This window comes from Pseudomonas sp. BNK-44-b (assembly GCF_047456245.1).
GTDB classification, from domain to species: domain Bacteria; phylum Pseudomonadota; class Gammaproteobacteria; order Pseudomonadales; family Pseudomonadaceae; genus Aquipseudomonas; species Aquipseudomonas machongensis.
This window is the reverse complement of the sequence record NZ_CP179908.1, coordinates 999,527-1,012,393: the sequence shown is the minus strand read 5'-3', so window position 1 is coordinate 1,012,393 and position 12,867 is coordinate 999,527. Positions and strand designations below refer to the sequence as shown.

Here is a 12,867-nt window from a genome sequence, read left to right as displayed (position 1 = left end):
CGGTCCTATAAGGTCAGGGTGAAGCGTTCTTCACCCCTGGCCAGGATCACCTGGTCGCTGTCGATACGTTCCAGCATCCAGCCGTCGGCCAAGGCCGCGCCGGGATAGAGGCGCTTGCCGCTTTCGCTGATCACATAGGGGTTGTTGCCGAACCACACCGCCTGGAAGCGCACCCGTGGACGGGCGACATCCGCCTGGGCGGTGACCGTGCTGTGCAGCATCACCTGCTGGCCGTAGCGCTGGTCGTAGTCCTGGCGTACGGCGAGCCAGCGCGCCTTCTGCGTCAGGTCCAGGCGCCCCTCGGCCACCAGTTGCCCGCCTGCTTCGCTGAGCCGTACGCCTTCCAGGCCGTTGGCCAGCAACTGCTGCCCCAGCCATTGATGGGCCTGCGCCAGCGAAGGCATCTGCGGCGCGCGCGGTACGGGGGTCACGCTGGCGGCCAGGGGCTTGGGTGGCTCGCCACGCATGGCGTAGGCGAAGGCGCAGATCAGCATCAGGCCCAGCGCCAGCGCGACGTGGGTGCGGGTGAATGCCGAGGCGTGCTGGGGCTGTGCGATTGCGGCAGCGGCGCGCGCGGGCTGTTCGTGCTCCAGGCTCAACTGCGCCTCGCCCAAGGCGATACGCAGCGGCAACTGAGCGCGATAACCGCTGCCGAGCGGAACGATGATCGCCCGCCCCTGCGGGTCTTCGACCCGCACTTCGCCGCCCACGGCCTCGACTGCGACCTTGCCGTCTGCCAGGCGCAATACCAGATGGCGGGGCTCGACGCCCGGGTCATTGAGAATGAAGTCGGCATCAGGTGTGCTGCCGAAGGTGTACTGGGTGCCGTCCAGACTGATCCGGCCACCCTGGTGCAGACCCTGGGTGACGCTGAGTACCGGCTTGGAGGCTGTCGCGCCACCGGTGACGGCGGCCAGAGCGGTAAGGGCTGTCATGGGCGGGGCACCACCGTGAATACCACGGGCAACGGCCATTCAGACCCTTGCCGAAAAATGCGTCGTTGCAAGACATGCGGGCGGAGCAACCCCCGCCCGCAAGGCACAACGTCAGTTCTGCGGACGCTGTTTGGTGGCGTCGAGCTCAGCCTTCTTGGCAGTGGTCAGCTCGGTGATCTGGGCCGACTTCTCGATAGCCATGTTGAAAGTGGCTTCCATCTTGGCGATTGCTGCGTCTGCGCCGCCACCGCTGCTTGCTGGAGGTACGTTGCTCATGGTGATACTCCTTCAGGATAGGGATTCGTAAGAAGCCGCTTTGAGGCGGGTAGAAGTCCGTGCAAGACAGCGACCGAAGGGGATGTAGGCAGTCGCTCTCCAACACGGGGCCCATGTTAGGCAATGAATATTCGCCACTGCTGTGAAACGTTGTGAAAGGTTGGGAAAACTCTTGATACAAATCACCAGACAGCGCCTTTACACAGGCTACAAGCCAGGCACAGCAAGGCCTTCAGCTGGAAGGCCGAATACCTTGGAATGTCTCGGATTGGGTAAAACGCGCTGTTTTCCTGGTCGAAACAGCCGGCAGTGAAGTTCAGTTATCGAACAAACGTAGTCACCCAGGAGGCACTACAGGGCAAATATTACAAGGCGGTAGGATGAACGGATAAATAATGAATTCTGTGAACTCAATCAACTTTGCGCCTGCAGAAACAGCGAGAACAACTCGGACTGTGACTTGATGCCCAATTTGCTGTACATGTGCTTGCGGTGCACTTTCACGGTCTCGGCGGATATCGCCAGCTTGCGCGCTATTTCCTTGCTCGAACAACCACTGAGCATCAAGCGCCCCACTTCCAGTTCCCGTGCCGTCAGGGGTGTCTGCAGCGCCTCGACGGTTTCCTCCAGGCGACTCTGCCAGCGTGGCGCCGGTGGCGTTGCCTGCTCCAGTAATTCACGCTCGAACGTCATGCGCTGGCGCATCAGCCCGGCCACCCAGGGGCGCAGCAGGTCGAGCAGGGTGATCTGCTCGGCGCTGAAACGCCCCTTGGTCCCCAGCGACAGGCACAAGGTGCGCTCCTTCTCGAGCTGGACATTGAACTGCACCTCGTCGGCGACCACGTTCAGGCGAAAGTAGCGCTGGTAGTAGTCGGTCTGCTCGAAGCACTCCGGCGCCACGTCCGCCAGCTGGAACAGGCCGCTGCCCGGCGCCTCGCGGCTGGCGATGTAGAACGGGTCGAGCAGGTACAGGCCCTTGAGGTAGTCCTGGAACAGCGGGTCGGGCCCGCCATCCTCGCCTGGACACTCGGCGAACACTTGCGGTCTACCATTGCTGAAGAGCAAGGCCACCCAGCTGTCGAACGGCACATACTGATCGAGCAGGCGCACCAGGGCGAGCCAGAAGCCGGGCTTGTCGAGCGTCTCGACCAGGTGACCGACCGAGCGGTGCCAGGCCAGGTCCTGCAGCGTAAGGTTCATGCCTCTACCCCTGTTGGGTTACCACGTGGGCGTAATTACCCCTGATACGGTGCCCGACGCATACTCGGGCAAGCCTTGCCTCGGTCCGATGCGCATTCTGACCGTTTTTCACCGGGCGGTCATGTCACCGCCATGGCTCGGGCATTTCAATAAAAGATTGGGTCTATGAGAACAGCAATGAAGGTCGAACTCGTGCAACTGGTGGGCCGCGACGGTGACACCGCCTACAACCTGAGCCGCACCCTGGAGGCGATCCACGCCTGCCCTGCCGGCACCGACCTGGTGGTCTTCCCTGAAACCCAGCTGATGGGGTTCCCCAGCGAAGACAACATCGCAACCCTCGCCGAACCCCTTGACGGCCCAAGCGTACGCGCCGTGCAACAGGCAGCGCGCGAACGTGACGTCGGCGTGGTGGTCGGCATGGCCGAAGCGGGTGAAGACGGCCGCTTCTACAACACCACCCTGCTGATCACCGCTGAAGGCATCGCCCTGAAATACCGCAAGACCCACCTGTGGGCGTCGGACCGCGGCATCTTCACTCCGGGCGACCGCTACGCCACCACGCTGTTCAAGGGGGTGCGGGTCGGCTTGCTGATCTGTTTCGACATCGAGTTCCCTGAAAGCGCCCGCGCCCTCGGCCAACTGGGCGTCGAGCTGATCCTGGTGACCAACGGCAACATGGACCCCTACGGGCCGACCCACCGCACCGCGATCAGTGGCCGCGCCATGGAAAACCAGGCATTCGCGGTGATGGTCAACCGCGTCGGCGAGGGTGATGGCGCCCTGGTGTTCGCCGGCGGCAGCGCGGTGGTCGACCCGTACGGGCAGTTGCTTTGCGAAGCCGGGCGCGAGGAGTGCCGCATCGGGCTGGAACTGGACCTGGCGCAACTGGATGTTGCCCGTCGCGACTACAGCTACCTGGCCGAGCGCCGCTTCGTCCTGCCGGGCGAAGTGCGCGAGCACGATAACGGCCTGCGCGAGCTGATCATCGATAACCGCTGACACCACCGCATCTATAGGGAACTCAACAATCCTGAGGGTCACGCAGACTGCAAAGCGCTGACCCGCGACGGGCAAGGGATGCCATTTTTTGCGTCGATTTCGACTCTGCATAACAAACATAATCTGGAGTAAGCAGTAATGGCCCGACTCAAGCGAACCCTTTCGCTCAGTGCGGTGGTGCTGTTCGGCATCGCCTACATGACCCCGATCATCGTCCTCGGCACCTTCGGCATCCTCGCCGACACCACTGGCGGCGTGGTCCCCTCGGCGTACCTCGCTGCCTCCGTCGCCATGCTGTTCACCGCCCTGAGCTACGGACGCATGGCCGCCGCTTTCCCGGTGGCGGGCTCGGCGTACACCTATGTGCGCAAGTCGATCAGCCCGAAACTGGGCTTTCTGGCCGGCTGGGGCGTGCTGCTCGACTACCTGTTCCTGCCCATGGCCATCTGGCTGATCGGCGCAGCCTACCTGCACTCGGCCTTCCCCGCCGTGCCACAGGCGCTGTGGGTGCTGGCGTTCATCGGCGTGACCACGGCGATCAACGTGGTCGGCCTGCGCCTGGCGAAGAACATCAACGGCGCGCTGATGCTGGTGCAGTTCCTCGTGCTGGCGGCCTTCGTGGTGTTGGCGATCCACTATGTGCTGGGGGACGCGAGCAAACCGCTGTGGTCGCTCGAGCCGTTCTTCAAGGAAGGCGTGCAACTGCCGCTGATCATGAGCGGTGCAGCGATTGCCTGCTATTCGTTCCTGGGCTTCGATGCCGTGAGTACCCTGACCGAGGAAACCCATGAGCCGCGCAAGAACATCCCGCGGGCAATCCTGCTGATTACCCTGATCGGTGGCTTCCTGTTCATCGCCGCCAGTTACTTCGTGCAGCTTGCCCACCCCTCCACCCAGTTCGAAAACGCCGACTCGGCGGCCTACGAGATCGCCCGCAACATCGGTGGCGACCTGTTCGTCAGCCTGTTCCTGGTCGGCTTGATCGTCGGCCAGTTCACCTCGGGGCTGTCCGCCCAGGCCAGCGCCTCGCGCTTGCTGTTCGCCATGGGGCGTGACGGTGTACTGCCCAAGGCATTCTTCGGGCGCCTGAGCGAGCGCTTCGGCACCCCGGTCGGCAGCATCGTGCTGTGCGGCGTGGTGGCGCTGCTGGCGTTGCACATGGATGTCACCACTTCCACCTCGTTCATCAACTTCGGCGCCTTCCTGGCCTTCAGCCTGGTCAACCTGTCGGTGGTGTTCCACTACTGGATCGGCCGTGGCGAACGCGGGCCGCGCGCGGTGCTGCTGTTCCTGGTGTTCCCGCTGATCGGCCTGGGGGCAGACCTGTGGCTGATGGTGAGCCTGGATCACCTGGCGATCTACCTGGGCCTGGCCTGGCTGGCGGCGGGCATCCTGTATCTGGCCGTGCTGACGGGTGGGTTCAGCAAGCAGCCGCCAGAAATGCATTTCGAAGAAGCGTGATCGGAGGGCACCGGCCACGCCGGTGCCCATCCTGCCATCGCGGACTACAAGGATCCGAAGCTCAGCTCGACGCTCAAGCTGCCCAGGTTGTCGCGCAGACCAACCCCGTAGCGCCCCTCCAGATCGTCATTGATGCACAACTGCAGCTCGCCCTTCTGACCGCGGGGCAACTGCACCTTGTCCCCCACCAGGAACGGCGTTCCGTTGCTGCCGATACGGCCGATCAGCGCACCTTCGTTCTGCCCAGGCAAGGTATAGCCGGACTTGGCGATCAAACCGGCATTACCCCTGGCGCCCACGAACCCGGTCGCCGGGTTGGCCGTCCACTGCCCGCCCTTGCACACCGCCAACTGCCAACTGTGGCCATTGACCTGCACCCCGGTCCCCTGCCAGGCCTGGTTGGCCTGGACCTCGACGGTGCGCGCAAGCAGGTCGCTGGCCACCACATCGGCAGCCTGGAAGGTCAGCGCGGTGATGGTCAGGGTCGGGTTGGCGGTGCCGGTGGTGGGGAACACGCCGTCGCCGACCAGGAACAGGTTCTTGTGGTCCCAACTGCGCTGCTGCTTGTCGACCACCGACTTGCCCGGGTCGCTACCCATGCGGTAGGTGCCCATCAGGTGCCCGGCGCCATAGAACGCATAGCGTTCGTTGCCATGGTCGAACACCGTTTGCGGTCCGTCGTTCTTGTCTGGATGGAAGTTGGTCAGCTCGCTGGCGCCCATCAGCTCGGTGATGATGTGCGTTGCGGCCAAACGCGCCTGCCTGAACCCTTCCTTGGTGTAGTCGGAAAAATCATATTCGATCTCCGGTCGAGCCAGTCCGAGGCCATCGGTGAGGGTATCGCTGACCTTCACTCGACACAGCGCCTTGTCCGGGTCTTTTTCCAACTGCTCGACCAGAAAGCCCAGGCGGAACTGGCGAGTCAGCACGCTGTTGAGCTGCTGCACCAGCTCCTTGCCAGACAGCGCCGACGTCTTGGGGTTGGTCCCGCCCTCGTTGGTCCCGTCGATGTAGTCGCAAACGGCCTTGTACGGGTCCTCCTGCGACCAGTTCCAGCCCTCGTTGCCGATCTCGATACGCCAGGCCGCATGTTTCCTGCGAAAGTCGCCGTCACGCATTTCCTCGATGCCTGAAGTCGACAGCGGGCCACGGAACGGGAACAGCGGTTTACCCTCGGGCATCAGGCCCCAGGCCAGGTACACCGGGTGGTCCGACAAGCCACAGCCAAGCTGCTTGCTGCTGTTGGCAACCCCATCCGGCCAATCCTTGCTCTTGGAGTTGAGCAGCAGTTTCGGCGTCTCGATGGCATGGGCGGCGATGACGTAACGCTGGCCCTGGGCCACGCCATCATTGCGCTTGCCATCGGCCTGGTACTGGATGAACTCGATGCCACTGACTTGCTTGTCGGTCACCAGCACCTTGCTGGCCACGGTCTGGTAGAGGATGCGCACGTTGCCGGTGTCCAGCGCCTTGGCCATGGTCACGGTGGCATCGTACTTGGCCTGGATCGGGCAGATCGGCGTACAGCTGGTATTACCGGCACAGACCCGCCGCCCGTTGTCGTTCTGCGAGTTGCGTCCGGCCGGGGTCGGGCGCACCTTCAGCGTGATGCCGTTATAGCGCTTGCCGTCGATTGCCTTGGCCACGCCCTGGTCGACCAGCGAAGGCGGGATGCCGTGCATGCGGTACTGGTAGCCCTCGGGGAAGGTCACGCCGAGGTAGGACTGGGCCGCCACGTCGGCAGACACGCCCATCTCCTCCTCGGCGCGGCAGTACGCGGTCTGCAGGTCGGCATAGCTGATCGGCCAATCGACCCCGACGTTGTAGGCCGACTTCATGCGAAAGTCATTGGGCAACAGGCGCAGTGCGGTGCCCATCCAGTGCCACATGGTGCCGCCACCGACCCGCTCGTAGGTGCTGGCGAACAGCAGTGGCCCCTTTTGTACCAGGTAGCTTTTCTGCTCCTTGTGCGGGTCGCTGCCGCCGGCGGTGATCAGGTCCTGGATGGTGGCCCGGGGGGCGAACTGCTTGTCCGGGGTCTGCTCGCTCTGCTCAGGCGGATAGGGCGATTCAGGCGATTTGAGCACCGCGGTGTAGAAACGCTCCAGGTACTCGCTGCGGTTCGGCGGAATCGCCGGCCCCGACTCCAGCACCAGTACCTTGAGCCCGGCCAGGCCCAACTGGTAGGCCATCACGCTGCCGGCCATGCCGGCGCCCACGACGATCACATCGGCTTGCTCGATGTTCTTGGCTTGTACGAGGCTCATGGCTGCTGCCCTTCCTTGGCTTTGACACCGGTGAATTGCTCGAGGGTTGGTGGCTGCTCGGCCCAGTAGCCGAAGTGATACTGGCTGTAGCCCATGGGATGGGCCTGGGCGATCTTCCACGCCCAGCTTTCCTTGTAGGCCTGGTCGGAAACCACGTGGATATCACCTTTGGTTTTCTGCGCGTCCTTCAGGTCGTAGGGCTGGTACCAACTGCCCAGCAGCCAGAGCTTCATGATCGAACGCGCGCCTTGGGCGATCGGTGAATCCTTGCGGTCCAGAATGGCGGCGGCGATCTCTTTCTCGGGCCGGCCCTTGAGGCTGACAAACAGCTCCAGCAGATGGCTGAAGGCTGCCGCGCCCATGCCGCTTTGCGCTGTGGCGAAAAACACCGGTGGCAGGTTGACCGGGTCGTCGGACGGAGCAAGGTGGTCGCTGGACAGGCCCGTCAGCAGCGCCGAAAGATCGATGAAGTTCTGCAGGTTCTGGTCGTTCATGGCATCACTCCTTGGCGCCAGTGGATTGGGCACGTTCAAGCAGGAAGGTGAAGTCGGCGAAACTGGTGCGCGGCGACTCGGTCACCCGGGTGGTCGCGTTGTTGTGGCACTCCATGCAGCTCGAAGACGCCTGCGGCACGGTGCCCTGGTTGTAGGTTTCCAGCGTCGCGTTGGCCAGGAAGCTTGGCGCCGGAGAGCCCAAGGGATTGACCGGGTCCGGTACCTGGCACTTCGGATCCTTGGCGGGCTTGGTCGGCCATTGCGTACTGACCAGTTGGTAGTTGGCCCAGACCGTGCCGGCCAGCGCGCCTCGCCACTGCTGGTTGAGCGCCTGGGCGGCGGCAGTGATCGGAATCTCGCGCACGATCTGCGATGGCTCGGCCTTTTTCGACGGATCCCACGGCTGCGCCGGCGGCTCGTTGATCGGCCGATCGGCCTTGGCGTCATAGAACAGGTACGGCCCCTTGCGCTCACTCACCGGCGTAGTCTTTTCCGGCACGTTGCGCACGTGCTCGAACGTCGACCACACCCACTGCTGCGCGTCCTGGGTCTTGTGCACGATGTGCAGCCCGACCAGGCCGACCTTCTGCGCACTGCACGACTCGGGGATGAGCGCCCCTTTGTCCGGATCGTCATTGCCTGGGGTGTAGACCAGCGCATCGACGGCATGGAACTCATCGGCCTTGTCGCTTGCGTCGAGGACCTTCCAGGCCGACTTGATCATGATCGCGCCGACCCGCTTATCCTCGTTCGAACCGCAGGCAAAGGCGATGCGGTTGTCGCTCTTGCCGAGGAACGCCTGTTGCCCCTCCTTGCTGTAAAGGCCGTTGTTGACGATATCGTCGAACATCGGCTGGTTGACCATGATCGCGTTGCGCGTGTACTGCCCGCTCTGGTCGACCAGTGGCCCGGTCTTGAACGGCTGGATGAACTCATCGAGCACTCCGGCGACCTTGCCCATCTGCTGCAGCACAGGCAGGTTGCCCTTGCCCTCACAGGCCGCGGGAAGCGGGGCTTTCTCGTGCCAACCTACAGGTTTCTGCCCCTTGGGCAGGAAGATCTCGTAACTCTCCTTCCACGACTCCCACACCGTCGTTGTGTTCGGCTTGCCGATCGGCGCATCGGTGTCGGCACTGCCATCGGGCTTGGCCGGCCAGTTCAGGGCGACGAAGGTCTTCCACGACAACAGGTCGAAATCGTGCTGCAGGCTTTCAAGGGTAGGTGTGGGCGGTGCCACGACGGTGACATCGAAGGGAATCTGCGGCGACAGCACGGGGCTGTCTGCCACAGCGGCCATGGCCAGTACGCTGGTGAAGCCTGCGCCCAGGCAGGCCAGGTGTTTCGGTCGTTTTCTCATTATCGTCTCCTCAGCAGATAAAGCGTCGGGACGACACAAGAGGCGGGCCCTTCATGGTCCCAGTATTCAGCGTTATCCCTGACGCTGATTTGCAGGCTAGCTGGCCATTTGCCATAGGTAAAATAATCGGATTAACGGTAGGGTTATTGCCTCTGCCGTACCGATCAGGACCGCTGTTTCACAGACGTAAAACGTTGTGAATTCCCGCGCACTGAAATCTTTGCTTACATCTTGTTCTGCTACCGTCGAGCCGCCTCGAGGGTCGCCGAGCGTCCAGCAACACTGACACGCCTTGCGCCCTTTCTGCCCCGACGAAAGGAGTTTCACGGCATGTCGACCAGCCCCCTCACCCGCAGCGCCGACATCAAACTGTCAGAGCCACGCGACCACAAGCCCGCCGCCACCTTCCGCGTGCTGCTCGCCAACAGCGAGCGCAACGCCGACAGCTACCGCAGTGCCAAGCCCGACGAGCAGATGCCCGCATTGGGCGAGCTGGCCTCGATCGAAGCCCCTGGCGCCCAGGGGGCCGACACCGTGCGCTACGTGACGACCGCAGGCGATGCCGTGCTGGTCAGCAAGGCCACCAACCCCAAGCTCTACCAACAGATCGTCGAGGCCCGCCCGGCACTGGAGGCCATCGCCAAGAGCAAGCAGGACGGCTTCGAACTGCTCGGCAAGGACGCCCAGGCCCCCGCTACCCTCGCTGACTACAAGGCCATCGGTGCCGCTGACGAAGTCGGCCCCGGCCTGATCCGCTACCAGACCGCCGACGGCAAGGCCTACATCGTCGCCGAGCAGGACAACCCTGACCTGTTCAAACAGGTCTCGCAGGACTACAAGGCACTCTCGGGCATCAACAGCAGCATCGCCGATGGCTACCAATGGGCCGGCGCCGACCAGCAGGTACCCGGCGCGCTTGGCGACTTCCGCGCCGTGGGCCCGGCCGAGGAAGTCGGCCCGGGCGTGATCCGCTATGAGACCCAGGATGGCAGCAAGTACGTGGTGTCCGAGCGCGACAATCCCGAGCTGTACAAGGCCGCCGCCAGTGCCTATGACAGCCTCTCGGGCCTGCAGGCCAGCGAAGCCGACGGCTACCGGCGCGCCACCGACAATGAAGTCTGGCCGCCCTTCGACGGCACGGCCATCGGTGCCCGCGACGAGGTCGGCCCGGACCTTATCCGCTACGAACACAATGGCGAGAAAGTGGTGGTCGCCCGCGACGACAACCCCAAGCTGTTCGATTACCTGGCCGGCCTGCACGAGGTCTACAGCGACCCGGCCAAGGCTGGCGACATCCGCACCGCACTGGACAACGGTGCCGTGCTGGCCGATGCCAACACCCAGGCCCCGGGCCTGAACGACTACAAGGGCTTCGGCTGGACCACCGGCCAGGAAGACAATGTGCTCACCTACGAAACCCACGACGGCACCAAGGTCGTGGTCTCGCGCGACATCTCGCCGGAGCTGTTCAAGCAGGTGGCGACCGCCAACGACACCTGGGGCAAGATCCACGACAGCGAGAAGGAGGGCTACAAGCTCGCCGGCCCCAACGATTTCCTCAAGAACAAGGACATGTCCTTCGGCTCGCCGGACGAGCTGGGCGATGGCCTGATCCGCTTCGAGACCGACGAGGGCAAGTTCATCGTCTCCAAGGAGCTGAGCCCACAGCTGTACGACGAAGTGGTCGGCAAGTGGGAAGGCTGGACCAAGGGCGAGGTCGATGAGACCCGCAGCAAGTACAACCTGCCACCGCGCGAGGAACTCGATGCGCTCAATCTCAAGACCGGGGTCAAGGCCGATGAGAAGGATGCATCCTCGCCCGAACTGACCGTGGGCGAGTTGGCCACCAAAGAGTTGCTCGACAGCTACCGCAAGGGCGTGCAGGACGGCTCGATCGCCAAGGACGACCCGCGCGCCAAGCTGGTCCGCGCCCTCGAAGCGCAGGCCGCCTACCAGAACGGCCGCGGCATCACCGGCTACGAGGAAGAGCCCGGCGCCTTCGGCGGCACATGGCGGGTGTTCGACAAGGAGCAGACCGAGCTCACCTCCGCCGACATGCACGACATCATCGACGGCGGCAAGCTCAAGGAGCAGATCAGCACCCTGTTCGCCGACGAGACCATCCAGAAGGACTACAAGTCGAAGATGGACGATGCGCTCAACCGCATCCCCAACAAGGACGAGGTCAAGCAGAAGCTGCTCGACCTGACCAACAACCCCGACTACATCGCCTACCTCAAGGACCTGCAGAAGCAGGGCAAGGACCACGAGGCCAAGGAAGACCTCAACAATACGCTCTCGGCCTTGTCGTTGTTCGATCCGGAGGCGGCGACCAAGGCGGCCCAGTCGATCCAGGCCGACGGTCTGACCAGCGACCTCAATGACCTGGTCGGCGACCCGAGCAAGATTTCCGACGAGAACAAGGAGCTGGCCACCAAGGACCTGTTCGGCCTGCTCAAGAGTGTGCTCAAGGGCTCGCTGCTGGACATGCCGCGGCGCACCCAGGAGGTCATCGAGAAGTTTCTCGAAGAGGGGCTGCAGGGCAAGCAGAAGTCCTCGGTGGTCACCAAGGTGCTCGAAGAGCTGTCGCAGATCGACATGGCCAAGGGCAGCATCAGCGAGGCCGACCTGAAGACCGTGCTGTCCAAGCCCTATGTGCCGATTGCCGACCGCGGCACCCTCGGCGAGGTGTTCAGCGCCCTCAACAGCAAGGGCATCCTCGGCACGCTGGGTGCCGGGGTGAACCTGTTCTCGGGCATCTATCAACTGGTCGGCCAGGGCGGCAAGCTGGGCGAGACCTGGCAGCAACGCCTGTCGATCGCCAAGGACTTCGTCAGTTTTGCCGGCGCTGGCAGCCACTTCGCCAAGGTCGGCGATGCCATCGGCGGGCTGGTCGGCAAGAGCGGGTTGGTCGATTTCCTCGGCCTGGACAAGACCCTGCCGGAGATCTGGGGCAAGGGTGGGATCCAGGAGCCGAAGTTCGAATTCAAGCTCAGCGAGCTGCCGGCGAGCACCAAGGCCAAGATCGCCGAAGCGCTCGATACCCTGCCCGGCAGCAAGCTCGGGGACTTTTCCGACGTGCTCGGTGACGGCGCGGGCAACGCCAACGCCGCCAAGAACGCCTATGGCGGCATTACCCAGCGCCTGGAGGACGCCGTATCAGCCTCCGGCACGGTCAAGCTGCCACCGGGCAAGGCGGCGAAGATTGCGGGGTCGGTGATCAAGGTACTGGGTCCGGCCACCGACCTTGCCGGTGGTTTCGCCGACATCGTCCTGGGGGCCTTCACCATCAAGAACGCAATCAAGGATGGCGATCCGCTGGCCAAGGCCTCCGGTGGGCTGCAGATCGCCGGCGGTGCCTTCGGTGCCTCGGCCGGTGTACTCGGTGCTGCCAGCCTGTTCGGTGCAGGCACGGCCGCAGCGCTGACCGGGCCTTTCTTCCTGGTGGGCGTGGTGCTGGGGGTGATCGGCGGGATCATCGGTTACTTCGTCGATCACAACAAACGGCAGAAGGCCAGCGAGAAGGAAAACGACTGGTACCGGGACCTGGCGGCCGATGGGTTGTTGCAGGGCGACTGGGCGGACAAGGTCGAGTATGCCCATTACTCGATCCACCATTACGGCGACCGCGAGGCGCCGGAGGATGACAGCCTGTTCCGCTTCCAGGAGGCCGAATGGAAGCATTTCGACGAGACGCCGCAGAAGAATGGCTCGTCGAGCAACCGCCTGGACGACAAGTTGCACGTGGATCATTGAGCCACTGATTGCAATCCATCCCTGTGGGAGCGGGCTTGCCCGCGAAAAGAGCGCCGCGGTGGATGGCACCGGCTTCGCCGGTGTTCGCGGGCAAGCCCCGCTCCCACAGGGACTCGCTG

At 63.6% G+C, this 12,867-nt stretch carries 9 protein-coding genes; 3 read left to right on the top strand and 6 right to left on the bottom strand.

Translation table 11 applies throughout. From position 1 onward, the window contains the following. Window positions 1-5 precede the first annotated feature (5 nt). From ACMGGG_RS04865 to ACMGGG_RS04855, 3 genes are all read right to left on the bottom strand, one after another. Window positions 6-935 carry an FHA domain-containing protein gene (locus ACMGGG_RS04865; RefSeq protein WP_414154975.1) on the bottom strand — a complete coding sequence of 310 codons (930 nt, stop codon included), beginning with the start codon at window positions 933-935 and terminating at the stop codon, window positions 6-8. A 111-nt stretch (window positions 936-1,046) separates the two neighbouring features. Further along, the gene (locus ACMGGG_RS04860; RefSeq protein ID WP_172964786.1) at window positions 1,047-1,211 is read right to left on the bottom strand and encodes a hypothetical protein; all 165 of its coding nucleotides are present in this window, start codon (window positions 1,209-1,211) and stop codon (window positions 1,047-1,049) included. A 414-nt stretch (window positions 1,212-1,625) separates the two neighbouring features. Continuing rightward, the gene (locus ACMGGG_RS04855; RefSeq protein WP_054892881.1) at window positions 1,626-2,411 is read right to left on the bottom strand and encodes a helix-turn-helix transcriptional regulator; all 786 of its coding nucleotides are present in this window, start codon (window positions 2,409-2,411) and stop codon (window positions 1,626-1,628) included. A gap of 177 nt (window positions 2,412-2,588) precedes the next feature. Between ACMGGG_RS04855 and ACMGGG_RS04850 the strand changes: the two genes are divergently transcribed. After that, complete coding sequence (locus tag ACMGGG_RS04850; protein ID WP_063543604.1) at window positions 2,589-3,413, top strand: carbon-nitrogen hydrolase family protein; 825 nt, start codon at window positions 2,589-2,591, stop codon at window positions 3,411-3,413. Window positions 3,414-3,551: 138 nt separating this feature from the next. Beyond that, window positions 3,552-4,874 (top strand): APC family permease, encoded by a 1,323-nt coding sequence (locus ACMGGG_RS04845; protein ID WP_112897678.1) that lies wholly within the window; start codon window positions 3,552-3,554, stop codon window positions 4,872-4,874. 44 nt (window positions 4,875-4,918) lie between these two features. Here the strand turns inward: ACMGGG_RS04845 and ACMGGG_RS04840 are convergent, their stop codons facing one another. Genes ACMGGG_RS04840 through ACMGGG_RS04830 form a run of 3 tightly spaced genes read right to left on the bottom strand, consistent with a single transcriptional unit; the run spans window position 4,919 to window position 8,992 of the window. Further along, window positions 4,919-7,141 carry a GMC family oxidoreductase gene (locus ACMGGG_RS04840; RefSeq protein ID WP_414154974.1) on the bottom strand — a complete coding sequence of 741 codons (2,223 nt, stop codon included), beginning with the start codon at window positions 7,139-7,141 and terminating at the stop codon, window positions 4,919-4,921. Continuing rightward, on the bottom strand, window positions 7,138-7,635 hold the full coding sequence (locus ACMGGG_RS04835) for a sorbitol dehydrogenase (RefSeq protein ID WP_414154973.1): 498 nt from the start codon (window positions 7,633-7,635) through the stop codon (window positions 7,138-7,140). Before ACMGGG_RS04835 ends, ACMGGG_RS04840 begins: the two co-directional genes overlap by 4 nt. 4 nt (window positions 7,636-7,639) lie before the next feature. Further along, entirely contained in the window at window positions 7,640-8,992 is a 1,353-nt protein-coding gene (locus tag ACMGGG_RS04830; protein WP_414154972.1) for a cytochrome C, read from the bottom strand. A 330-nt stretch (window positions 8,993-9,322) separates the two neighbouring features. Here ACMGGG_RS04830 and ACMGGG_RS04825 point away from each other — a divergent pair, with 330 nt between their 5' ends. Next, complete coding sequence (locus tag ACMGGG_RS04825) at window positions 9,323-12,748, top strand: hypothetical protein (RefSeq protein ID WP_414154971.1); 3,426 nt, start codon at window positions 9,323-9,325, stop codon at window positions 12,746-12,748. Window positions 12,749-12,867: the final 119 nt, after the last annotated feature.